The sequence below is a fragment of the Terriglobia bacterium genome (assembly GCA_036496425.1).
Taxonomy (GTDB): domain Bacteria; phylum Acidobacteriota; class Terriglobia; order 20CM-2-55-15; family 20CM-2-55-15; genus 20CM-2-55-15.
The window spans coordinates 1-24,375 of record DASXLG010000144.1 but is presented as its reverse complement, the minus strand read 5'-3'; the positions used below and the strand labels follow the sequence as shown (position 1 = coordinate 24,375).

The 24,375-nt window shown below is 55.9% G+C and carries 18 protein-coding genes and 1 tRNA gene; 12 read left to right on the top strand and 7 right to left on the bottom strand.

Features of this window, described 5'->3' with window-relative positions; all coding sequences use genetic code 11:
* Window positions 1-118: 118 nt before the first annotated feature.
* The 7 genes from VGK48_10375 (at window position 119) to VGK48_10345 (ending at window position 7,265) form a co-directional block, all read left to right on the top strand.
* On the top strand, window positions 119-1,042 hold the full coding sequence (locus VGK48_10375; protein HEY2381569.1) for a PEP-CTERM sorting domain-containing protein: 924 nt from the start codon (window positions 119-121) through the stop codon (window positions 1,040-1,042).
* A 121-nt stretch (window positions 1,043-1,163) separates the two neighbouring features.
* A complete protein-coding gene (locus VGK48_10370) occupies window positions 1,164-1,769 on the top strand; it encodes a Uma2 family endonuclease (protein ID HEY2381568.1) in 606 nt (201 codons plus the stop codon).
* Between the two features lie 889 nt (window positions 1,770-2,658).
* Window positions 2,659-3,123 (top strand): PEP-CTERM sorting domain-containing protein, encoded by a 465-nt coding sequence (locus tag VGK48_10365; GenBank protein ID HEY2381567.1) that lies wholly within the window; start codon window positions 2,659-2,661, stop codon window positions 3,121-3,123.
* Window positions 3,124-3,724: 601 nt separating this feature from the next.
* Complete coding sequence (locus tag VGK48_10360; GenBank protein ID HEY2381566.1) at window positions 3,725-3,847, top strand: hypothetical protein; 123 nt, start codon at window positions 3,725-3,727, stop codon at window positions 3,845-3,847.
* A gap of 237 nt (window positions 3,848-4,084) precedes the next feature.
* Window positions 4,085-5,542: a Si-specific NAD(P)(+) transhydrogenase gene (sthA, locus tag VGK48_10355; GenBank protein HEY2381565.1), complete on the top strand. Its 1,458-nt coding sequence runs from the start codon at window positions 4,085-4,087 to the stop codon at window positions 5,540-5,542.
* Between the two features lie 50 nt (window positions 5,543-5,592).
* Window positions 5,593-6,762: an FAD-dependent monooxygenase gene (locus VGK48_10350; GenBank protein ID HEY2381564.1), complete on the top strand. Its 1,170-nt coding sequence runs from the start codon at window positions 5,593-5,595 to the stop codon at window positions 6,760-6,762.
* A gap of 104 nt (window positions 6,763-6,866) precedes the next feature.
* Entirely contained in the window at window positions 6,867-7,265 is a 399-nt protein-coding gene (locus VGK48_10345; GenBank protein HEY2381563.1) for a TraR/DksA family transcriptional regulator, read from the top strand.
* Window positions 7,266-7,665: 400 nt separating this feature from the next.
* Here the strand turns inward: VGK48_10345 and VGK48_10340 are convergent, their stop codons facing one another.
* From VGK48_10340 to VGK48_10330, 3 genes are all read right to left on the bottom strand, one after another.
* The gene (locus tag VGK48_10340) at window positions 7,666-7,932 is read right to left on the bottom strand and encodes a hypothetical protein (protein ID HEY2381562.1); all 267 of its coding nucleotides are present in this window, start codon (window positions 7,930-7,932) and stop codon (window positions 7,666-7,668) included.
* Entirely contained in the window at window positions 7,925-8,767 is an 843-nt protein-coding gene (locus VGK48_10335; GenBank protein ID HEY2381561.1) for an XRE family transcriptional regulator, read from the bottom strand. Before VGK48_10335 ends, VGK48_10340 begins: the two co-directional genes overlap by 8 nt.
* Before the next feature lie 189 nt (window positions 8,768-8,956).
* Window positions 8,957-9,361: a hypothetical protein gene (locus VGK48_10330; GenBank protein ID HEY2381560.1), complete on the bottom strand. Its 405-nt coding sequence runs from the start codon at window positions 9,359-9,361 to the stop codon at window positions 8,957-8,959.
* 369 nt (window positions 9,362-9,730) lie between these two features.
* Here VGK48_10330 and VGK48_10325 point away from each other — a divergent pair, with 369 nt between their 5' ends.
* Window positions 9,731-9,928: a hypothetical protein gene (locus tag VGK48_10325; protein HEY2381559.1), complete on the top strand. Its 198-nt coding sequence runs from the start codon at window positions 9,731-9,733 to the stop codon at window positions 9,926-9,928.
* Complete coding sequence (locus VGK48_10320; protein HEY2381558.1) at window positions 9,901-10,812, top strand: ankyrin repeat domain-containing protein; 912 nt, start codon at window positions 9,901-9,903, stop codon at window positions 10,810-10,812. The genes VGK48_10325 and VGK48_10320 overlap by 28 nt, the downstream gene beginning before the upstream one ends.
* Before the next feature lie 65 nt (window positions 10,813-10,877).
* On the opposite strand, the gene VGK48_10315 is transcribed toward VGK48_10320, so the two are convergent.
* The gene (locus tag VGK48_10315) at window positions 10,878-19,421 is read right to left on the bottom strand and encodes a glucoamylase family protein (GenBank protein HEY2381557.1); all 8,544 of its coding nucleotides are present in this window, start codon (window positions 19,419-19,421) and stop codon (window positions 10,878-10,880) included.
* Between the two features lie 132 nt (window positions 19,422-19,553).
* Here VGK48_10315 and VGK48_10310 point away from each other — a divergent pair, with 132 nt between their 5' ends.
* Window positions 19,554-19,910: a hypothetical protein gene (locus VGK48_10310; GenBank protein ID HEY2381556.1), complete on the top strand. Its 357-nt coding sequence runs from the start codon at window positions 19,554-19,556 to the stop codon at window positions 19,908-19,910.
* A 53-nt stretch (window positions 19,911-19,963) separates the two neighbouring features.
* Here the strand turns inward: VGK48_10310 and VGK48_10305 are convergent, their stop codons facing one another.
* Window positions 19,964-20,824: a helix-turn-helix transcriptional regulator gene (locus VGK48_10305; protein ID HEY2381555.1), complete on the bottom strand. Its 861-nt coding sequence runs from the start codon at window positions 20,822-20,824 to the stop codon at window positions 19,964-19,966.
* 141 nt (window positions 20,825-20,965) lie between these two features.
* On the opposite strand from VGK48_10305, the gene groES reads away from it, so the two are divergent.
* Entirely contained in the window at window positions 20,966-21,280 is a 315-nt protein-coding gene (groES, locus tag VGK48_10300; GenBank protein ID HEY2381554.1) for a co-chaperone GroES, read from the top strand.
* 10 nt (window positions 21,281-21,290) lie between these two features.
* Complete coding sequence (gene groL / locus VGK48_10295; protein ID HEY2381553.1) at window positions 21,291-22,913, top strand: chaperonin GroEL; 1,623 nt, start codon at window positions 21,291-21,293, stop codon at window positions 22,911-22,913.
* A gap of 103 nt (window positions 22,914-23,016) precedes the next feature.
* Here groL and VGK48_10290 read toward each other — a convergent pair whose 3' ends face one another.
* Window positions 23,017-23,952 carry a transglutaminase family protein gene (locus tag VGK48_10290; protein ID HEY2381552.1) on the bottom strand — a complete coding sequence of 312 codons (936 nt, stop codon included), beginning with the start codon at window positions 23,950-23,952 and terminating at the stop codon, window positions 23,017-23,019.
* Between the two features lie 188 nt (window positions 23,953-24,140).
* Window positions 24,141-24,212, bottom strand: a tRNA-Gly gene (locus VGK48_10285).
* Between the last annotated feature and the right edge of the window lie 163 nt (window positions 24,213-24,375).

Genomic DNA, 24,375 nt, shown 5'->3' with positions numbered 1-24,375 from the left:
TAGGGTCGATTCTTTCAATAGATTCATCACGTTACGTTGAAGATCGAGGTGGCACTCTACATGCCATATGGTGACCAGGTCAGGGCTTCGCCGAACTTTCGGCAGAATTGGAAGGCATGTGCTTAAGTGGATACACACCCCCGTCGCTGCGCTTAGATCGAGCCGCGTACTCCTGTTCTCGCTGTTGGCGATTGCCGCCTCATCTCTTCCGGGCATGCCTGCCTATGGCGACGCACTGACCCTGGGAAACCTGTTGGGAAATTACAGCATCGTCTCGGCCGGCCCCAACGCTTCAATCATGGTGAACAGCGGACCGATCACCGGAAGCATCCTTCTCGGCGATGGCACAAACACAATGTCGTCCGGCGGAGGAGGCGGCCGAGTCACCGGAACCGTCTACCTGAGCGGCACGGTAAAGGGCGACGACTTGTGGCATATAGCGACCGCACCGATGACACAACTCATCGCTGCAAGTTTTGGACAGCAGGCATTTATGGATGCCAATACCCTTTCCGCTACGGCAGCCGGTCTTACTGCGACTCAGGCGTATGCAAACATCAATGGTACACAGACGATCAACGGCACTGGAGGCTTGAACGTTATCGATGTCGGCTCGCTGCACAATCCGAATCTGACCATTTCCGGCACGGCTTCAAGTATTTTTGTATTCAACGTCAGCGGTTCGTTCCAGACAAACGAAGCCCTTACCCTCGATGGGGTGACCGCTTCGCAGATACTGTGGAACTTTACCGGCAATTCAGGCAACGTCTTTCAGACCTCGGGCGGCGATCTTCTGTATGGGACCTTTCTGGCGACGAACGGCGGTAACTTCCAGTTTTCGAATCTCGACCTCAGCGGTGAACTGATCAATACGGGCGGACGCATCCAATTCGTTTCGGGTTCGGAAATCGCGAGTAACCAACCCTTCGCAGGCACCGGCGTTCCTGAGCCCTCAACGATGACACTGCTGGCCGCCGGCCTGACAGTGGGCTTGTTCGTCCGGCGGCATTCAGGTTCGACCCGACAATCTCAAAAGAGTTAAGTCCGAAGCCGAACAGGCAGTCAGCAGGAGATCCAATTAACGAGCGGAGCGCCGCCTCTTCGAGAGTTGCCTCCGACCGGCTCCCATTCGATCCCACGAAACCGCGTGATAGACTTTCGTTATGACCAACGCGTGGCCGCCGATTCTGGACTCCTCACTGGTAACAGTGGGCCGTCCGCTTTCCATGCAGGAATGGCTCGAAATGCCCGAAGACGAAGAAGGAGAACTTGTCGCAGGCCGCTTAACGGAGGAAGAAGTGCCGGATGCGGTTCACGAACTCGTCATCTCGTGGCTCGTTTATACCCTGAGCCACTGGTTGGCGGGAAAAGGATTTGTGCTCGGTTCAGAGCTGAAAGTGATGACAGCTCGAGATAGCGGACGCAAGCCGGACCTCACGGTCTTTCTCCCCGGCAGTCCAGCGCCCCCGCGGCGCGGTCCAATTACTCGCCCGCCGGACATTCTGGTCGAAGTCGTCACCCCGTCGCCGCGTGATGAACGGCGCGACCGCGTGGAAAAGATGGCGGAATACGCTGCGTTCGGTGTCCAGTACTACTGGCTCATCGACCCTGCGCTTGGAACTTTCGAAATCTTCGATCGAACGGCCGAAGGCTTGTACCAGAAGGTGGTGGGGATCACGTCCGGTCTGATCGATTCCGTCCCCGGATGTCCAGGTCTTCAGATTGACGTCAATGCCCTGTGGGCGGAAGTGGCCCGGCTCCCAGAGTAATAATAACTTCTGCCGGTGAGATTCGTACCGGGTCTCAAGTTGATTGGTCACCCTGTCCGACTTGCACCAGGATGGACTCCAAAGACTGCAAGGCACTCTCAGAGCAGGCTCCTCGGCAGATCTCCCTTTGAAATCTTTCGCCAGCACGGCTTTCTTTGGGCGCTTTCCGCTTCTAGTGTCTGGTAATTCGTCCTGAAAATCATGCCCGCAGGCCTTTTCGTTGAGATTCTGGCTTCGATCTTAGATAAATCGAGGGTGTCGTTGATGAGCGCGAGGGGCCAAGTCCAGCACAAATTCCCGGAACTGCTGCTCTTCTGCCTCTTCTTCGTGAGTTCGCTGTAGCCGATGACGGCATTCGGGGCGTAACTCATGGCTCATGCTGGCGACGAAGGCGCTCTTCGCGCTGTTTGCAGCTTCTGCGGCATCGGACGCCTCACTGTGCTGATGTGCCCACAGACAGCCAAGCGATCCGGAATCTTCAGTATCATTTGGGAGGGTGAAAAGTGGTCCCGAGTCCCGGACTGCTTTCGACAGCAATGGATCCGCAAAGACATGCCGACGGTCTTCTCATTCTCCCTAACGTTGCGGTTGCCAACCACGTTGACCACAGCAACGGTTCTGGCAATTCAGCTCGCCCGGAATCGCCCGGACCAGCAGTTCCAGTCAACAAGGTAAACGACGCCGGCCTTCGACATTTGCGAATGATGAGATTCCCAGTTGATCTCGCGAGACCGTCAAAGCTTCGTTCGGCTGCGGGGGTTTCTTAATTAAGGCGGCGTCAACCCCTGGTGCGGGCTCGTGCGACACCATAATTTGTTCCGAACATCACTCGATAGAATCGAAAGACTTGACATAAAAGCATGCACTAGGAGCCTGTCGGTAATAAGCTTTGTCGAACGAAGAATCAATAGCTTACGAGTTAGGTTGCGTCTGTAAGTTATTGAAAGTTCGTTCAGGAAGTCTTATTCCCGACAGGCTCCTAGGCGCCGGCGACGTTTTTGTGTTGAACATCGCCGATGACCTGAGTCTGACGGGCTCCGCCTCGATCGGCACAATAGCCCAGGCTGGGCACACTTTCGTTAACCTCTACGACAACTCCGGCACCAATTTGGGCTTAGTTGCCCACATTGGTGACATGATCAATGCAACCACGCTGATTCCATACGATTCGGCGACCTTCCACAGCGTCAACGGTGCGATCTGGAGCGGCGATGGCACAATCACACTGATGTCAAACGCGACGGTGAACCAGGTTCCGATAACGATAACGACGCCGGAACCGTCCAGTTTTATGTTGTTGGGTGCGGGGCTGCTCAGTTTTGGAGTTGCCTTCCGCAAGCGTAACAGCCGCTAAGACCAAAAGGGAAAGAGCACAATAAACACAAGAACCCCTTCTTGTACCTCAGGTCGAGCGATTAAGGCCGATTGTCACCAGTCGGCCGCGAAAGAGCCAAGATCAGGTTGATTCATAGCCGCATGAATAGGCTGCCTGAACGGAACATTCGTGAACTGGAAAAAGCCTGGACCGCGAACGAGCGGGAAAAGATTGAATGCTTCCTCGATGACCATCGTCTCCAACACGAAGGCAAGCTTTGATTCTGAACTCGGATAAGACGCGCGTGACGAGACAAGCCTCAATCGTAAACTGAGGTGAGACGCGTGTCATGAGGCAAGCTTCGATCGTGAATTGCGGCGTGACGCGCGTCACGCGCCAAGCTTCGATCGTGAATTACGACGTGACGCGCGTCACGAGCTAAACTCTTGATTTATTTTGTTCAAATCATCCTACCGTCCGAATTCCAGATTGGGTTTTCGGGAACGCTCAACGGACTTCCGCCGAGAATTGTCGGAATTTGAACAATCGGCGGCGCCGAACATGCCCGGAAGTGCTCGAACGCCGGGACGATGCAGAATTTAAACACGTGGGCTGGGGACCTGGCTCCTATAATTCAGCCATGAGCGCCCACATCGCAGATTACCTCGTCGCGATCCGTCACCTGCCCGACGGAGCGGCCATCGTGATTCAGCAATTCAATTGGGCTGACTACGAACGGTTGCTCGAACGCAAATTACGCTGATCCAGGCAACTGCAGGCATTGAAAACGGGTTGAACGAATTTTGCAGCGCGAAGGCCCGCCGTCTGGTATTCCTGTTACGGCTCGGTAACCAAACGTTCACACGTCCGAATTAAACTCCTGACGCCGCCGGCACGTGGCGGCGCAGACGCATCAACCGAAGAGAACGCGGAGCGCAAGCGCAAGAGCACGCAGCATAAATACGCGAAGCGCAAGCGCGATAGCGCGCAGCATAAATTTATGACTCAACGTTACGAATACGATCTCATTTGCATTGGCAGCGGCCCGGCGGGACAGCGGGCCGCGATTCAGGCGTCGAAACTGGGAAAGAAAGTTGTGGTCATCGAAAAGCAACCGTGCATCGGCGGCGCTTGTATCGAAACCGGGACGATTCCCTCCAAGACGTTTCGCGAGGCCGTACAGCGTTTCCAGCCCCCGCCCGATCTCGACGGTCCCGCTGGAAATATCTATGCGGCGCCGGTTCGTCCCTCGATGAGCCAATTGGTCCGGCAACTCGGACGCGTCATGCAGCGGGAGATGCAGAACATCGGCGATGCGCTCAAGCGAAACAACATCGATCTGGTTCACGGCCAGGCCTCATTTACCGACAGGCATACCGTACAGATAGATACGGGAAACGGCCACACGCTTATCACCGGCGATCAGATTCTGATCGCTGTCGGTACGCGGCCGAGCAAGCCCCACGGTGTGGAGCCTGACGGGCAAACGGTCATCACCTCCGATGACATTCCGACGCTGCAACAGCTTCCTCGCACGCTTGCGGTTGTGGGAGCCGGGGTGATCGGTATCGAATACGCTTCGATGTTCGCGGCGCTGGGTGTGCCCGTGACGGTTATCGACCAGCGTCCCCGTCCTCTGGAGTTTCTCGATCAGGAAATCGGCGATGAGCTGGTTCATCAACTGCGCCGGAACGACGTGATGTTGCGCTGTGGGGATGCCGTGGAGCACATCGATATTGTCGAAGCCCCACAACGTCAGGGACTCATCCAACTCTCGTCCGGCAAATACCTGGTCGCTGACGTGATTTTATTTTCGGCAGGACGGGTGGGTGCGACCGATAAGCTGCGGCTCGATGTCATCGGCATCGCACCGGATGCCCGGGGACGGCTGCAAGTCGACAGCAATTATCGCACGGCCGTTGAACACATTTGGGCCGTTGGCGACGTGATCGGCTTTCCCGCGCTGGCCGCCACCTCCAGCGAACAGGGACGTCTTGCGGCATGTGCCATGTTTGGCCTGCCGGCCGAACCGATGGCCAGCCATTTCCCGGTAGGGATTTACGCCATTCCTGAGGTCTCGATGGTCGGTGCGACAGAGGAGGAATTGACGCGCCAGAAGGTTCCGTATGAAACCGGCATTGCCCGCTATAAAGAAATCTCCCGCGGGGTGATTCTGGGCGACGATTCCGGCATGTTCAAAATGCTCTTTCACCGTGATGATGGCCGGCTGCTGGGCTGCCATTGCATTGGAAGCGGAGCGACGGAACTCATCCATATCGGGCAGGCGGTCCTCGCTCTTGGCGGCGGACTGAACTATTTTCTCAACACGATCTTTAATTATCCAACCTTGGCCGAGTGTTACAAAGTCGCGGCTTTCAACGCCGCAAACAAGTTGGCGCTGACGCGAAAGGCCAAGGGGATGGTTGCTTCATCGATCGCCACTCAGCCACCCGCTTGAACTCCTTCAGCATCTTGGCACTCCCGAGTCGAACGTGAAATCATGCGGTGATGCGCATCATTGTAGTGGGTGGCGGAATCGGTGGATTGACGACTGCGATCGCGTTGCGGCGAGTGGGGATCGACGTCGATGTCTACGAGCGGGCGCCGGAGCTCGGGGAGGTCGGCGCCGGTATTGCGCTGGCGGTGAATGCGCTTCGCGCGCTCAGTGTGCTTGGGCTGGCCGGCGAACTTCAGTCTGAGGGCATCGTGCCGTTGCAAGGAGGACTGCGCCGGCCGGATGGCACCGTGCTCGCTTCGATGGCGGCCGGCGAACTCGCGCAGAATCTGGGGACGGTGGCAGTCGTTCATCGCGCGGAGTTGCTGGCGCTCCTAATGCGCCATGTTGAGCCGGGCTGTATTCACCTGGGAATGCGGTGTGTCGAAGTCCGCCAGGACCTCAGCGGAGTGACGGCGCGGTTCGATACCGGCGAAACCGTTCGTGCGGACGGCTTGGTCGCCGCGGATGGTCTCCGAAGCACTGTCCGTGCCCAGCTGTTCGACAGCCCTGCGGTTCGTTACGCCGGGTATACGGCGTGGCGCACGGTCGTGAAGTCATCCGATGCCGGGACAACGATGGGTGAGACATGGGGACGTGGACGCCGTTTCGGAATTATCCCCATGGCCAAAGGCCGTGTTTACTGGTTTGCGGTAAAGAATGCACCTGAGGGGCAGCGGGACCCATCCAGCGGGACGAAATCCGTACTGGCCGGGTTGTTCCGGGGGTGGCATTGGCCTGTCGAGGCGTTGATCGCGGCGTCGAGCGATGACTGTATCCTGCGAAACGACATTTATGACATCGACCCGCTGCCGCAACTAGTGAGGGGCCGCGTCGCGCTCCTGGGTGACGCCGCGCATGCGATGACTCCGAATCTCGGACAGGGAGCGTGCCAGGCGATCGAAGACAGTGTTGTCCTTGCGGTGTGCTTGAAGTCCGTCGATCCGATTGAGAAGGCGTTGCTTCAATACGAACGCCGGCGGTTGAGCCGCTCTCGAAGAATACAACTCTGGTCCCGGCGCTTAGGGAAAGCCGCCCAGCTCGAGAATCCTATACTGTGTGGGATTCGTGATTTCGCCATGCGGATGACCCCCAAAAAAGCCAGTCTCCAACAGCTCGGTTCTCTCTATGGAGCCGAGATCCTGACAGGTGACGAGGAAGCGCAGCTGAAAACGAGCAAATAGCGGAACCTTTGTGCAATTTTGCATTGCTTTATGCCCTCTCAACGCCCATACTCGCCGACTGCATTTTGGCAAGTATCCGATTTAAAGATCCGTGGGAGATAAGTATGGATGCGAAGAAGATGAAGGAAACCCGTCAAAGATTGACGGCGGATTACGAAAAATTGATCAACTCGATCAACCGTAACCGGGCCGCAGCGGAAGAAATCAAGGCCGAGAATACCGAAGACGAAGGCGATCTGGCCGCAATCAGCCACAACAAAGAACTCTTTTACAACCTGCACGAAAGCGATTTCGCCCGCCTGAGGTTTATCGAGGAAGCCATTAAAGCGCTGGACCGGGGCCAATATGGGGAGTGTGTCCGTTGCGGTACCGACATCAGCGAGAAACGGCTGCAGGCCATACCGTGGGCTACATTGTGCATTCGATGCCAGGAAGAAACCGAAGCGGACGAGGTTTCTTCAAATATGGCATTGGCCGGATCGGAAGAGCAGACGGACTTTTAGTTACCGATTGAAGGAAGCTTCGTGGCGCGCCGGGCATGGCGCGCCACGTTCCATTTTATGTGACGTTGCCGGCTTCCAGAACCTTGGCTGATCTGGCGGCAGAGTGCTTTGAGTAACACCGTGGATGGTACGTCTTACCGTGCACTTCGGTTTTTTCCTCATGCGGCGCGATCCGAATAGAACAGTGCTCACACCACACTCGAATGTCCCGGATTCTACTTTCTTCCTTGTCGATTTTCATATGTTACTCCTGTTTCTTTCAAGGCGCGCTCTGGCACACAATAGCGTTCAGACCTTAACCACTTTCAGTCCATTATACCGGATATGCCTGACATGATGGGCGGATATATTTACCCGGAACAGTTAAGTAAATCATCACCGAACTCCAACCCTTTCGGCGCTAACCAGGCTTTACGTTCGCAGGAAAGTATTTTGCAGACATTCTGTCCAGTGTGGCTCTGATGAGATTGCGGGAGGGCTCGAACAATCCATGCGGGATTCGAGGAAGCACAAACTCCAGCCCTCTTGCCCGATTCGCCAGCATTCTTGCGTAGTCCCGCGCATATTGCTGCGCGATCATATCCGAGATGCCCTGACAATAGGGAACGGCCTCTCCGTTGAATCCAAGCAAAGCATCGCTGAATTGGGCATTGAAATGGTCAGTCATACGTCTGCTTTCGATAAAAATGAAGCGGGTCTCGCAGGTTCTGCAGTTCGCGATAGTAATAAATCGCCGTCGGCCGCCGGTTTCCGGCAAAACGTAAAGCTTGCAGAAAATCGATTTCTTCCGGCGTTGCATCTGCGCTGAGAGAGCGATCCTTAAGAAAGTCGCGCAAGCCCGGCTCTTCTGCCAGGAAGCCTTCGGCTTGCTTTTCGAGAAACTCAAACTTCTTCACGTTCGCTGAAGCGACCTTCGAATTCAGGGCGATCTCCAGGCTGAACGTTCTGAGGTCGATGTCCCACGAGACAATCAGCGGGTCCAGGAAAGCGGCGCCGCTTTCAGACGTGATATTGAACACATCGGAATCCAGGAATTCCAGAACGGCCACCCGCATTTGCTTATAACTTCGAGCGCTCTCCCGGGCGACGATTCGCAGCCAATCCTCGCGTCCCAATTCTTCGCGGGCGAGCGACTGGACGACGTCCAGGAGTTTCTGGGTGATCAGGCGTTCAAGTTCGCCAAACGCTTCTTTCTCGAAGATCGCACGTATTTGCGCCCGTTTCTCCGGCTTGCATTTTTGCAGAAGCAAGTCCCGAACTTCGCGCAACAAGGGCACAGGCGGACTCTGTATCTTCCGTTTGAGCTCCTCCCGGCGCTGAAGATCGGCGAGGACCGCGAGCTTTCCCGGAGGCAGCTTCAAAACCCGGCCAAGCTTGTTGTATATGTCCGTCCGCTCGGGAGCAGGAGGCATCTTCTTGCGGCTCAAAAGCTGGGAGATATAAGACTCCGTGACCTCTGCGGCATCGGCCAAGGCGCGCTGGTCCAATCCCAACCTGATCATAGTCTGTTGAATCAATTGAGATACATCCATGGCCTCGGTTCCGGATGCGGGTTTTCTGAACTTAACCAATTCCAGTTTTAAATTTTATCGTAGAGTCGATGTAGGGTCAACGCATTCACTAAAATTAGTTAATGATGCGATGCATTGAAATTGAAGGAATTTGAGAGGTTACGCGCTAAGACAGAACAGCTACGTGGCATGAAACAGCAGCGGTTCCAATATCACTTGTGCGGCTCTTTCATACGACACCGTATTTCCATTCCGGGAAAGAAAGCCGGTTCCATCCGCACGCAGGCCTATCTCGAAGGATTCTTCAACCGCCCCGGTGACCTTAATATGGCTGTTGTCCTCCGAAATAATAAGACGGCACTCCACCCGTTCGCCGCCGGAATGCGGCATATATACAATTCGTTGATATTCGGTGCCGTCAGTCCCCGGCTGCATCGTTCGAAAATGGGGATGTTCTTTGGCTATTGCAATGTCTTCAACGATTTTCTTCCACAGTCCATCGTAGACAACCGGCGCGTTACGCTTGAGATTTTCCGTCCGTGTAGCAATCTCTTCTTCCTGCTTAATTCTGCTATGAATCCACATGCGCCTTCATTGTACGTCAGCACGTCCCTGAACGGCGAAATGACATCGCTCTGACGTAGGCGACAAACCTTTGACCTGCCGTCGGCACACGGAATTCAATCCCTCCAAGGAATCAGGAGCTTAGTGCGCTTCGTTATTTGGCACGACCATTGCTTTATCGATAGCGACCGCCAAGGATGGCTGGTTGAACTAAAGGGCAAGGAAGGCCCAATAACAGATGAACGCCGCATTTATTAACCGCTCGCAGCCACATTAAGCCTGCCATATACTTCCCCAAGAGCGGCGATCGTACCTTCGGGAATGATCGCCGCACCACTTCGCGCGCGATTCTACCGTTCGCCAGGGAACCGCTCGCGGTATCATCTGAACATGACAACACGCCGTGACCTTCGGAAAGCCAGAATACAACTCGCAAAGGAAGAAGGAATCTTGCGAGAGTTGAAAAGGGGCGCTGAGACTGGCGGCCCAGGCACCGCCTCCACGGTGACGGCGAAGGATATCGAAAACTCAGAGCGTGAAGTCGAACAACTCCGGGAAAAATTAAAGAGCCTCAAAGGTCGTGTTTAGCCGCAGATGACGCGGATGACGCAGATGGGGCGCATCATGAATCCCTTTTTGCGCCCCATCTGCGTCATCTGCGTCATCCGCGTCATCTGCGGCTTCTCATCGACAACGGGGCGGACGTGAATCTCGTCAATAAGGGAGGCTGGACGCCCTTATATCTTGCCACCGATAACCGCAGCATCGACGGCGGAGATTATCCAACGCGTCCTCCCGATATGGATCAGCTCGAATTCATCAAAAAGCTCCTCGATAAGGGAGCCAACGTGAATGCCAGAATGATCGACAGTACGAAAAAGCGAACCGTCTTCACAGGCAAGTGGCTCAACGAAGACGGCGCAACGGCTTTTTTGCGCGCGTCTCAATCCGGCGACGTGACTTTGATGAAGCTCCTGCTTGAACACGGCGCCGATCCGAAGATTGCCACAAGGAAAGGCACGACGGCTCTTGCCGTCGCCTCCGGTATCGGTTGGGTTGAAGGCATTACGTACGAGTGGTCGGAAAAAGACAATGTCGAAGCGGTGAAAATGCTTCTGGAACTCGGCCTCGATCCCAATGCGGTCGATACGGACGGGCGCCGGGCCATTCACGGCGCGGCGCACAAAGGACGCAACGAGATCGTTCAGATGCTCGCAGATCACGGCGCCCAACTGGACGTCCGCGACAAAGGCAGCCGCGACACGAGAGCGGGCCCGCTCGTCGGACATGGTTGGCTCGCACTCGACTACGCCGAAGGGCTTGTCCGCGTCGGTGTGCAGTCCGCGATTCCCCATCCCGAAACCGCGGCGCTGCTTCGGAAGCTCATGGCCGGTAAGGGCCTCGAAGTTCCGCCGCCGAATCGCAATTCGACGTATTCGGTCTGCCTGGTTGAAGTATGTAAAAGCAACTGAGCGCGGCTATTCGACAGAGAAAATAGCCTGTGGCTGGCGAGAATTCCAGATTGGCGCCCCACATCTCAAGCAGGGCATTTCATTTCTACTGTGTGTTCCTTGTAGTCGTCAACAAGAGGGACGTACGTTCCCTGTTGGCTAACAGTGTCCACCGTCACGCTGGTTTCGCCACTACCATCGGGTCCTCGCAGGACCGTGATGTGATAAACGGTTTTTCGATAGCGGTAGTGGACCTTGAAGGCGTTCCAGGTTGAGGGAAAGCGGGGCGCGAAATACAGCTTGTCCACGTCAAGTCGCAGGCCGAGAAGGGACTCCATAATCAGCCGGTACATCCAACCGGCCGATCCGGTATACCAGGTCCATCCACCACGGCCCGTATGAGGCGGCATGGCATAAACATCGGCGGCCATCACGTAGGGTTCGACTTTGTAGGTCGCGATCCCCTCCGGAGATCCGCCGTGGTTCACAGGGTTGATCATGGCCAGCAGCTCCCAGGCCCGGCGATTGTCGCGCAAAGCCGCGAACGCCATCGCCGCCCAGATAGCGGCATGAGTGTACTGCCCGCCGTTCTCTCTAACCCCCGGAACATATCCTTTTATATATCCTGGATCTAAAGGGGACTTGTCGAACGGAGGGTCCAGAAGCTGGATCAACATATTGTTCCGGCGAGCCAGGCGCGCATCCACGGCATCCATGGCAAGCCGCGAACGTTCCACATCGCCGGCGCCTGACAGCACAGACCAGCTTTGGGCAATTGAATCGATCTGACATTCGGTATTGATCGCCGAGCCGAGGGGCGAGCCATCGTCGAAGTATGCGCGCCGATACCACTCGCCGTCCCAACCGTTCCGCTCGATATTCGCTCGCAGGCGGGCCGCCTCGTTCCGGCAACGTTCCGAGAACATGGTGTCGCCGCGCATACGCGCAACGTCGATAAATCGCAGGAGCACTTCATAAAGGAAAAATCCGAGCCAGACGCTTTCGCCTTTACCGTGTTTGCCCACGAGGTTCATACCGTCGTTCCAGTCGCCGGAGCCCATGAGTGGAAGACCATGTTCACCAAATCGAAGTCCCTGCAGAATGGCGCGTGCACAATGATCGTATAGGGTCGCCGCCGCGTCGGATCGGACGGGCAAGTCGTAGTAAGCGTCCTCATCTGTTTTTACCGGGCGGCCTTCGACGAAATGGATGGGTTCGTCCAAAACGCCGATGTCTCCGGTGGCGGCGATGTACCGGCAGGCAGCCAGCGGCAGCCAGAGGTAATCATCGGAGCAATGAGTGCGTACGCCGCGGCCAGAGGGAGGATGCCACCAGTGTTGAACGTCTCCTTCGATAAACTGACGCCCGGCGCAAATCAACAAATGTTCCCGGACGAGATGCGGTTCTGAATAGATGAGTGCCATCACGTCCTGCAATTGATCGCGAAACCCGATCGCGCCGCCCGGCTGATAGAAGCCACTTCGCGCCCAAAAACGGCATCCCAGCGTTTGGTATAACAGCCACCCGTTCAGCAGAACATCGATGGAGGGATCGGGCGTTTCGACATGCACTGCGCCCAGCGTCCGATTCCAATGTTCCCAAGCCGCTTCGAGTGCGCCACGCGCTGCCGCGGATCCCCGAAAGCGAACGGCCAGGCTGCGCGCCTCGCCGGTACTCGCAGCCCCCAGCGTGAATACGATTTCCCGCTCCTGACCTTCGCCGAGATCGAATGGAACCCGGATGGCCGCACAAGGGTCCAGACCGGCCCCTACTCTTCCGGAGAGCTGCGAGCGTGACATGGCCGCCGGGCTCGACAACGTTCCATTGCGCCCCAAGAATTCAGTCCGGTCACCGGACACTGTACAAGACACTCCATCCGTTGCGTCAGCCACGCCAAAGAACGCAACTCGATCTGCGAATTCCGTGCTGTATGGATTCTGCGCAAAGATCGTGTCACCGCTGGCATTGATTTGGGTCGTCACGTACATCATCGACTTTGGCCGCAGGTCTCCAAGAACCCATTCGACATAGCCCGTAACGGAGAGCCGGCGCAGGCGACCGGAATCGTTTCGCAGCCTGATCACCGCGAATTTGATGGATGCGTCAATGGCAACATAAACCCAGAGTTCCGAGCGAATGCCCTCTTCCGTATGTTCAAAGACGCTGTAGCCGAAGCCATGGCGGGCGACATATGGGGTCTTGCCGCCGCAGGGGAGCAACGTCGGCGACCAGAAGTAGCCGCTTTCTTCATCGCGAATGTAGAAGGCTTCGCCGCTCGAATCGCTCACCGGATCGTTCGACCATGGAGTGAGGCGGAATTCGTGGGCATTTTCGCTCCATGTGTTGGCGGCGCCGCTTTCTGAAATGACCGTTCCGAAAGCACGGTTCGCGAGCACATTTACCCACGGCGCCGGCGTCATTTCATCGCGTGTGGCAGTGATGACGTACTCGCGGCCGTCCCGCGTGAATCCGCCAAACCCGTTGAAAAACATCAGATCGCGGGGAGCGGGTGAATTCACTGAGGAAGAACCTATCTTGCTGTTGGCCCTGCCCCCTCGCTTTGCGCCATCTTCTCGTGGAAGGATAGGGATTGCGCGACGGCCAAGCTGTTCCACGAGTGGCCCGTCACTATCGGTAATAATGGCGCGTGCGACCGCCTGGAGCAGAATTCGATCCTCGGGAGAGATCTGTTCGGCGAGCTTTACCAGGATGCTGCCGCGACGGTCATTTGTGTCGGCTTCAACGCCGGCAGAAATCAATGCCATGATCTCGTCGTGAAGTGGCTGCCGATAACCCGCCTGATCCTCGTTCCAGATCACCAGGTCCACCGCAACTCCTTTTAGCCGCCAATATGCGTGCGCCTGCACGAGCTGCCGTACAAGATCGATGTGAGTCGGGTCTGCAATTCGCAGTAATACGATCGGCAAATCGCCGGAGATCGAATAGCCCCATAGACCGGATTGATTGCGGCGGTTCGCGAAGAGAAGGCTCTCATCGGCGCGCAGCGATGAATTGGCATAGATGATAGAACCGGCAAGCCGTCCATAAAGTTGCGCGTCGCCTTCTGTGGCGTTGATCTGCCGCAACAGCACCTGGCTGTGCGTCCACGCCAGGTCGAAGGTGCGATCCGCAAAACGCAGGTCTTGATATTTATCGATCAGCTCGATGCATGAGTGCCTCGTTTCGCCCACGCCGGAGACGATGTTAATGCTGACAGTCTCTCCCGGATCGAGAGTGATACGGCATCGGATCGCTACAATCGGATCGAGGACAGAACCATCACTGCCGGAAAGAGCTGCCGAATGGGATTGTGGACTTGCAAGCGTCCCGCCACGGCCGACGAACCGGGCGCGATCCGTTTCGTATGACACTTCTCCAACCGCCGCGCCAGTTGCGACCATGAGGTGGAACATCCAAGGCGTGGTCTCTTCAGAAGAGCGCGGACGGCGCGTACAGAGAATCGTTTGCCGATCGCGGAGAATCTCCGTCTGCACAAACAGATTCCCGAAGGCCGGATGCAGTGCGTCTGCAGCGGAGGACGACAGAACAACTTCAGCATAGCTGGTCACGTCGAGGACTCTGCGTGTCGGCGCGGAATTGGTGATGCGGACCCGGCGCAACTCGATATCATCTTCCGGCGAGACGGCGATTTCGGTGTGTGTCTCGATCTGGTGGTCGCGCCGCCGGAACTCAACTCGCGATTCCGAGAAGATGGCTTCGTAGCCCTCCGACGGTTGTAGCGTTGGCTGATGAGCAGCGGACCAGGCTTTCCCGCTTTTTACATCGCGGATATAGCAGAACGTGCCCCAGTTGTCCCGCGTCCCGTCTTCGCGCCAGCGGGTGACGGCCATGTCCTTCCAGCGGCTGTAACCGCCGCCGGCGTTGGTGATCATCACGTGATAGCTGCCATTCGAGAGCAACTGGACCTCTGGCACCGGCGTGTTCGGGGTATTGAAGATCCTCACCCGCGCCTCCCGATCTCTGGAACCGGCATGTGCGCTGGACAACTCGGCGGTATGTGAGTAATACCGGGTAGCCTTCGGTATACGCTCTTGCAGCAATAAAAGAGTCGCTTGAAACAGAGGCTCGGACTCGAAGCGCTTTTGCATTGGCCGGTCCAGCAGTAAGTAAGCCAGCGACAGCAAACTCATGCCCTGATGATGTGCCATGAACGACCGGACCACCGCGCTTGATTGTCCTCTTGGCAGGCGCGATGGCGTGTAATCGATTGCTTCGTGTAAGCCATACTTGCCCGCGGCCCCCGCGGCGGCGATGCGCTGCAGATTCGAACAGGCGTGTTCGGGCTGCACCATCAGGGCCAGAGCCGACGCGTAGGGCGTGATGACCAGATCCTCGGAGAGCCCGCGTTTGAACCCAAGCCCGGGCACACCGAAAGCGCGGTATTGGTAATTGAGATGAACATCGATCGTGTTATAACCGCATTCTGAAATACCCCACGGTACTCCTCGCTTTTTGCCGTACTCGATCTGTCTTTTCACGGCCACTCTGCAGGTCTGATCCAGAAGAGTGTTTTCGTAGGACGGCATTACCAGAAGCGGCATCAAATATTCGAACATCGACCCGCTCCAGGAGACGAGCACGGGATCTCCGCCGGCACTCGTGAGCACACGTCCGAGAGCAAACCAGCTTTCTTGGGGCGTCTGCCCCTGAGCAATAGCAACGAAAGTGGCCAGTCTGGCTTCCGAAGCGAGCAGGTCGTAGTAACTCGAATCCTGCCGGCGCTCGTTTGCGTTATAACCGATCGCAAACAGCCGGCTTCTTTTGTCGTATAGAAAGGCGCAATCCATATTGGCGAATTCGCCTGCCTGCACTGCCAGTCGCTCGATAGCCGCGATCCGCTCTTTAGCGGCCGACGATGATAATTCGCGGAGCGTTGGTATCTGATCTGGACGGTGGTCGTCGAGTGCCGCAAGAGATGGAACGAGAAAGGTCAGGTCATCGAGTGCGTCTCGACATTGACGGGCGAGCGCGTGGGCCCACCAATGTGCCTCGGTGCCGGCGGCGGCATTCAAGGTTTCCGCCACTTCCGCAGTAATCACGGTGAGCTGTTCGAGACACGTTATGGCGGCGGCGAGCGAGTCGGCAGGGTTGTGCCGCGCAGCCTCGACGGCCGTTCGTAGTTGAGACAGGCGGGGTATAACTATTGTTCCCACGACGTCCATCAGAACGCCAACCGTGTGCCGGATTCCATCAAAACACTGCGGCCTTATTATGGGTTGATCCGGAAGTGCGAGAAGGCCGCTTCTCAGGGTCAAAAGGTGACCAGCGAGATTGCCGCTGTCAACGGTCGAAACGTAAAGAGGCAGCAGGGGCTTCAGAGACTGAGTGTCGTACCAGTTATAGAAATGGCCGCGATACCGTTCCAAAATCTCCAGAGTGCGAAATGTATCAGCGGTCCGTTGAATAAGATGTCCGGATGAAATGTAGCCGAAGTCATACGCAGACATATTGGCGAGTAGCGCCAAACCTATGTTCGTCGGCGACGTCCGGTGACTGACGACCGGGGCAGGGTTTTCCTGAAAGTTATCAGGCGGCAGCCAATGATCTTCCGGGCCGACAAATGTTTCGAAGAAGGCCCAGGTTTTTCGGGAAAGCCTTTGAAGGAAAGCAGTCTGATCGGCAGTAAGCCTCGGAACGGTGACAGTGAATGGCCGGCCAAGCCACCAGGCCCAGAATGGCGAAACGAGCCAGAGACTCAGTATGAATAAGGCTCCGAACAAAAGACTCGGCCTTACGAGCGCCAGATAGATTGTCAAGGCGGCTGCAACAGCCGGGCCGACCCACATGGATCGGTACAGCGCGAGGATGCCCGTGCCAACATCACCGTCAAGGCTATTGGAAGGATTCCATTCCAAAAGCCGTTTGTGTGTGACGAGCATTCGAATGTTCGTTTGCGCAATGGCGCCGAGGCTGAAAAAGGCCTCATACGGAAGACAGGCAATCGAAAATGCAGCCTGTTCAAAGCGGCTGCCTGCCGAACGCGCTAACGCCATGAGGTGCTGACCCAGCACAACATCGTTCGGCTTCCGAAAGATATCCACGCTGGCCGCAAGTAACGTGGGGACCAGGATGATTGCGGCAACCGACAAGGTCCAGGGCCAGATGGGCGTTAAAACGGTCCATCCGAGCAAGAAAAAAGCGGTTAAAGCCGCAGGTACGAGACTTCGACGCAAGTTGTCGAGAATCTTCCAGCGAGAAAGCCGGGAAATCGGATTCTTCTGAAGGCGAGCGCCGGCACCCGGTACGCGCGGCAGCAGCCATTGGACAATCTGCCAATCTCCTCGAATCCAGCGGCGGCGGCGGCTGACGTCCGCGCTGTACCCGGATGGGTGTTCCTCGTATAACAGAACATCGCTTACCAGGCCTGCGCGCGCGTAACATCCCTCCAGAAGATCGTGGCTGAGAATCAGATTATCCGGCAGGCGATCTGCGAGCGAAGCCTCAAAGGCATCGACATCGTAGATACCCTTGCCGATGAAGGAACCCTCACCGAACACATCCTGGTAAACATCCGAGACGGCCCGCGTATAGGGATCGATGCCAGGTTCATTTCCAAACATTCGTGCATAACGCGATCGGTTCGTCGCCGGAAGACTAACCGCCACGCGAGGCTGAAGGATCCCGTAACCTTCCGAGACGCGTTGCCGGACCTTATCGTAGCGCGCACGATTCAGCGGATGCGCCATGGTTCCTGCTAACTGCCGTGCCGAGTCGCGCGGTAATTGCGTATCCGTGTCGAGCGTGATGACATATTTCACTTGCGAAAGGATTCCCGTTTCACCGACGACAGTCGAGAAACGCTCTTTTGATCCGCTGCGCAGGAGAAAATTCAGATCGGCAAGCTTTCCGCGTTTCCGTTCGTAACCCATCCAAATAGATTCTTCCGGATTCCATTGGCGCGGGCGATGAAACAGGAAGAAAGTCTCGTCTTTCCCTTTTGAGTACGTTTCGTTCAGTTCTTCGATTCTTGTCTTTGCCAAAAAGAGGAGCGACTCATCTTCAGGAATGGTTTCCAGCGCAGCATCGCGAAAATCGGTCAAGAGGGCGAAGTGCAGGTTGTCGTCGCGATTGGCGAGGAATCGAACTTCCAGGGCTTCGACCAGATCCTCGACGTTTCTGACGCTCGTCAGCATCGTTGGGATAACAGCCAGCGTGCGTGATTCCGCCGGAATCCCTTCAGAAAAGTCCATTCTGGGCAGAGAATCGGCTGCTACCAACAAGGTTGCCAGCCAATTCACAATTGCAGTAGCAAAATGACTTGCCGAGAGAACCAATACGACGGCCAGTAATGTAAGCATTCCACCACGTAAGCCACCGTCGAACGCAATCCACAGAAGGCCTCCTGCAAGCAGAGTTGTGATCAGCGCAATTCCACCTGCATAGAGCAGTAGAGGAAACTTTCTGAGCGCACTTCGGAAAAGCCCGGACGCAGAACGACGGACGCCCACCGTACGTTCAAGCTGAGCCAATCCCTTGTCGATGAGATAGAACCCCACGTGTATGGCTCGATCGCCGGACTCGGCTTGCGCGGCCGAACCGTTGGCGAGATCGACAGCGCTGCATGCGACTGCCTGTTCCGTGACGTGGCAACGTTTCGCGATCCGCTCGACGACGTGACGGTAGCGATCGCGTGTGGCAAAATCCATTCTGCCGTACGTTCGCCCGGGATCTTGACGCAACGCCTTTTCGACAGCGCTCATCGACTCAACGAAGTCCCGCCAGTTGGTCGATCCAAGAAATCGAAGACTGCCGATGCTATTGCTGATAGAAACCTGGTCGGCCGCCTGTTGCTGGTTTTCGGACTGCACCAATTTCTTGATCGTCAGGTCCGACTCCGACAGCCTTTGCTCAATCCATGTCAGCGGCAATGCCAATGCGGAACCCAGCCCCTGCAGGCGTCGGGTAAACTCCGCAACAAAGGAACTCGACAGATTCGGATTCGACCGCGTCATGTCGGCGATCGCCATGATCAGACTCTTCGGATCGCTTTCAGCAACGTCTATGATCCGATCGGCCCAATAGTCCGCATCGTTGCGGTCTATTCTGCCGGTAGCCATGCTCGCCCCGATGCGCCGGAGATTCTCGATCAATGCCAGGCGTAACATGGTCGGTATTGCCCACAATTCACCCAACGTCAGGATGGTGACGGTCTGGTAAGACGCGACAAAGCTTTCAAGGCCATTGATGTCCAAGCGTCCATCGCCGTGCGAGATGGTCTCGAGCGCGATGTCGTAGACGCGTGGAAGGCCCGCCGACACGCCATTCACCAAACGAGGAAGACCGCGACTGTATCCTTTCGGCAAGTGCCGCTTGGCCATGCGGATCTGTTCTTCGATGAGATAGAAATTGTCGAGCAGCCATTCTCCGGCCGGTGCGATTCGGCGGTCTGCTGCAACGGCCTCGGTGAGTAGAGAGTACACTCCAGTCAGAACATCCTCATTCTCAGCCAATCGCGTGAGAAGCGGATTCGCAGCCGATTTCGTACTTAACTTGTGCGAGCCTGCGAGAGTTATGCCGTACTCTTTCATCTGGTCGGTACTGAACAGTTCCGACCGCAGCGGCGCCTCGTCGTCCGACGACCGCGAATTACGCCAATTACCCGCAGTCAAGCGGTGTAATTGGAGGCTACTCTTCTTCAACTCGCATCAATTCTGTCATGATCGTGCTTAACTAATACTCGTTCAGTATACAGTACGGTTAGCAGTGGAGTCTTTATCATTATTCACCTATATTGGTTAAGTATGGATGACGCGATTGCCGTGTGGGAGGGTGAAGGTGGAGCTGTCGCGCGAATGGCGGAACTGCGATTGATCGGCACCGTAAATCAAATCGCCTGGGCTGAGCAAATCAGGGTACAGGTGGATGCGGAATTCGATCGCGTGCGAAAAGCGCTTGAATCTGTTGCAGGCAGGCAGTCCCCGGAGAATGGAACAGAGCTTGAGGCCATCATTCGACTACTCGAAGACAAACGTGCGGAAGTGATGGGAAACGAACAAGCCGGGTATTTCATTCATGACTGGCAGGAGTTGCGGGATCAGGTGCGCCAGTTGATTGTCGGAGACCCCCGGTACAAGCGCATATTACTTCGAACCAAGTAGCGCAGCGCCGAGTTCGGCGTCGAATAGGCTATTCAGTGATCTGTCCATCGCACCTACTTTCGCTGGAAATGAAGCGGGTCTCGGAGGTTTTGCATCTCGCGATAGTAATAGAGCGCAGTTGGGCGCAACCCATCTTTGAAGCGCAACTGCTGAAGAAACTCGATTTCGTCCGGCGTTGCGTCTCTCCTTAGAGATTGATCCCTGAGAAACTCCCGCAGGCCCGGCTCTGCAGACGAAGAACCTTCATCTACCTTTTCCACGAATTCGAATCTCTTAACCTTCGCGGGCGCCACACTGCGATTCAAGGCGATCTCCAGGCTAAATGAAGCGAGATCGATTTCCCACAATCGGATCAGCGGATCCAGGAAAGCGGTGCAACATTCCGGCGTTATGTTGAAGATATCGGCATCCAGGAATTCGAGAACGGCGACACGCCTTTGTTTATAACTCCGGTCGGTTTCCCGGGCTACGATGCGAAGCCACTTTTCGTTCCCGAGTTCCTCTTTGGCCAGCGCCTGGACCACATCCAGGAGCTTCTGGGTGATCAAACGCTCAAGCTCGCCAAACGGTTCCTTCTCGAAAATTGCTCGTATCTGCGGCCGCTTCCCCGGCCTGCATTTTTTGAGAAGCAGTTCGCGAACCTCTCGAAACAACGGAAGCGGCGGACTCTGTATCTTCTTCTTCAGTTCCTGCCTGCGCTCGAGATCCGCCAGGCCGGCCAGCTTCCCGGCAGGCAGCTTCAAGATCGCGCCAAGCTTTTCATAGATGTCGGTTCGCTCCGGAGCGGGCGGCATTTTCTTCCGGCTTAATAACTGAGAGACATAGGACTCGGTGATTTCTGCAGCATCAGCCAGATCCTTCTGGTCCAATCCCAGCTCGGTAAGCTTCTGCTGAATCAATTGAGCTATATCCATGTCTCCCGATCTTCGCTTTTTTGCGACTTAACTAATATGAGTCAATAAATCGTACCAGATAATGCTTGCGTGCGTCAATAAATTCACCTAACGTAGTTAAGTCACAAATGTCATAACCAGAGTGCAAGGAGATCACATTTCATGAGAGTACGACCATTACACGATCGCGTACTGATTAAGCGGATCGAAGAGCAGGAAACCATAAAAGGGGGAATCATTATCCCGGATACCGCAAAGGAGAAGTCGCAGGAAGGTGAAGTGGTAGCCGTTGGAACCGGCAAGAGGCTGGAGGACGGTACGATTGCAGCTTTGGAAGTCAAAGAAGGGGACCGGATACTTTTTGGAAAGTACTCAGGAACCGAAATCAAAGTTGAGAATCAGGACTATCTGATCTTGCGCGAAGACGAAATCATGGGTGTTTTCACAACCGCCGGCAAAGCAGCCGGCAAGAAATAGAAGGTTAATAATGGCGAAACAGATCGTTCACGGCGAAGATTCACGTCAGGCAATTCTGCGCGGCATCAATGTGCTCGCGAATGCGGTCAAGATTACGCTTGGGCCAAAGGGCCGTAACGTGGTTCTCGATAAGAAATTCGGTTCGCCGCTGATTACGAAAGACGGCGTTACAGTCGCAAAAGAAATCGAACTGAAAGATCCCCTGGAAAATATGGGCGCCCAGATGGTGAAAGAAGTCGCCTCGAAAACCAGTGACATCGCCGGCGATGGCACGACGACTGCCACCGTTCTGGCACAGGCGATCTTCCGTGAAGGCGTGAAGACTGTGGCAGCGGGAGCAAACCCGATGGCAGTGAAGAGAGGCATCGAAAAGGCCGTTGAGATAGTGACCGAACAGATCAAGAAACTGTCGAAGCCGGTGAGCGGGGACATGATCGCTCAGGTTGCTACGGTTTCTGCAAATGACGACTCGACAATCGGCAATATCATCGCTGACGCCATGAAGAAGGTGGGCAAGGACGGCGTGATCACGGTCGAAGAGGCAAAGACGATCGACAGCACCCTCGAAGTGGTCGAAGGCATGCAGTTCGACCGCGGGTATCTGTCACCATACTTCGTTACCGACCCGGACCGCATGGAATGCGTGCTGGAAAATTGTTTCATTCTCATCTGCGAGAAGAAGGTCAGCACAATGAAAGACCTCCTGCCGATCCTGGAACAGGTGTCGAAGATGGGGCGCGCCCTGTTGATCATTGCGGAAGACATTGAAGGGGAAGCGCTCGCCACGCTCGTCGTGAACAAGCTGCGCGGCACCCTGCAATCGGCCGCGGTAAAAGCGCCTGGCTTCGGCGATCGCCGGAAGGCGATGCTGGATGATATTGCAATCCTTACCAATGGCCGTTCGATCACCGAAGACCTTGGAATCAAGCTGGAAAATATCAAAGTAGAAGATCTTGGTACGGCGAAAAGAGTTGTCATCGACAAGGACAACACCACCCTGATCGAGGGCGCCGGAAAACGCGCGGCCATCGAGGGACGTGTGAAACAGATTCGCACTCAGATGGAGGATACAAGTTCCGACTATGACCGCGAAAAACTCCAGGAACGGTTGGCGAAGCTTGTCGGCGGCGTGGCCATTATCAAGGTCGGCGCGGCAACCGAGATCGAAATGAAGGAAAAGAAAGCGCGTGTTGAAGACGCGATGCATGCGACTCGTGCTGCTGTGGAGGAAGGTATCGTTCCTGGAGGCGGCGTCGCATTCCTGCGCGCAATTCCGGCTCTTGAGAAGCTGAAGCTCGAAGATGACGAACAAATCGGCGTAACGATTGTGAAGCGAGCCCTTGAAGAGCCCCTCCGGCTAATCGTCTCCAATGCGGGACATGAAGGAGCTGTCGTTGTTGAGAAAGTGCGCGATTCGAAACAGGCAAACTTTGGATTCAATGCCGCAACCGAAGAGTACACGGATATGATCTCTGCCGGAATTCTCGATCCAGCCAAGGTCACCCGTTCTGCACTCCAGAACGCAGCCTCGATTGCGGCCTTGATGCTCACGACCGAAGCCCTCATCTCGGAAATCCCGGACGCAGAAAAAGCTATAGCTATGCCGGGCAATGGCGGACCACCAATGTACTAGTTGCACATTGAAAAAGCCGGCCGGTTGAGCCACGATGGGCCGGCCGGTCCCGGCGGCTTTCGCCTTCAAAAGCCTATAAGACTTCACCCAGGGCTCCGGCGCATCACCGCTCTGCGTCGGTGCTTACGGTCCATTGGTTGTCGAGGCGCTGCGTGAGATCAATCGGATCACCGACACCCACAGCCCCTCGCGCCACCTGATAAGCCCAGACCTGAAAATAGGTTAGCGTCGCGCCCCCATAGATGGTCGAGAACGCTCCATCCACCGCGTCCTGTCCACATGAAACCTTTATGCGGCCGATGCGCGGCACATGGAAACGGGCGTCAGTCGTGAACCAGGTCCCGTCGATGTAGACTTCGCCGTAAGCATGAAAATCCATGTGATTGTCCGGATCTGGAAAGCCGATGTCAGGCAAGTGGCCGGTCACATAGCGCGCCGGAAGATTGAAAGTGCGGTTGAGCGCGATTGCGAGGTGCGCGAAATCGCGGCAAACGCCATAGCCTCGTTGCAAAACGTCCCAGGCCGACAAATCGGCTCTACCGGACAAGTAGCGATACTCGATGTTGTCGTGCAGCCAGCGGCTGATAGCCTGAACGCGGGGCATTCCATGCTCGATGTGGCCAAATTTTCCCCACGCGAAATCAGTCAGCTTGTCGGAGTCGCAATACCGGCTGGGTAACGTGTATCGCAGCAACGCGGCGGGGAGATCGCCTGGTGCCTGCGGAACGGTGGCGGGGAGGCCGTAGTTGTCCGGTTGCGAGGAAACCGTGACGATTGCATCGTGCCGGAAGCAATTAGTACCAGGCATCAGCCGCACACGAGAAATGACGTTCCCGTGGGTGTCGATGAATTCTTCGGCACACAGATCATTGCCGAGCGTCAGCGCTTCGAAGAGCACGGCATGGTTGCGGTCGGGACGGAGCTTCAGATTGATGAGAAGCATCGCCGTACCGGTGACTTCGTAGACGAGGCTGCAACCAACCCGCACGGTCATATCGAAGTTCGGCTGAATCTCCAGCGGCTGCATGTTGGACCACATTAGCACGCCCGCGGCTTATGCCGGGCGCGTCCAACCCTGAGCGTGAAATCGGCTTTGCCGCCTCACCCAACCGAACCCTTGAGCAAACAACTCTTGCCAGTTTCTCACCACACTGCTTTATTGGATTGCTTAACTGGTTAATTTCTGGGTCAAGTCGTGAAGGATGGCTTCTAAATTGTCGAAAGGAAAGCGGGACACGGGATTCGAACCCGCGACTTCGACCTTGGCAAGGTCGCACTCTACCACTGAGTTAGTCCCGCAGAGCGACCTTTAATATATAAGGTATGGTGGGTCGTTTTCAAGCGGGGGTGGGTGCAATGGCTAAAATCCCGCGGGGTGGACGTTTCGAGGGAATGGATTGATCCGATACCCGGCCTTTGACAACGTAAAAGGGACCCAGGCAGAATTTCCGGGACGTGTCCG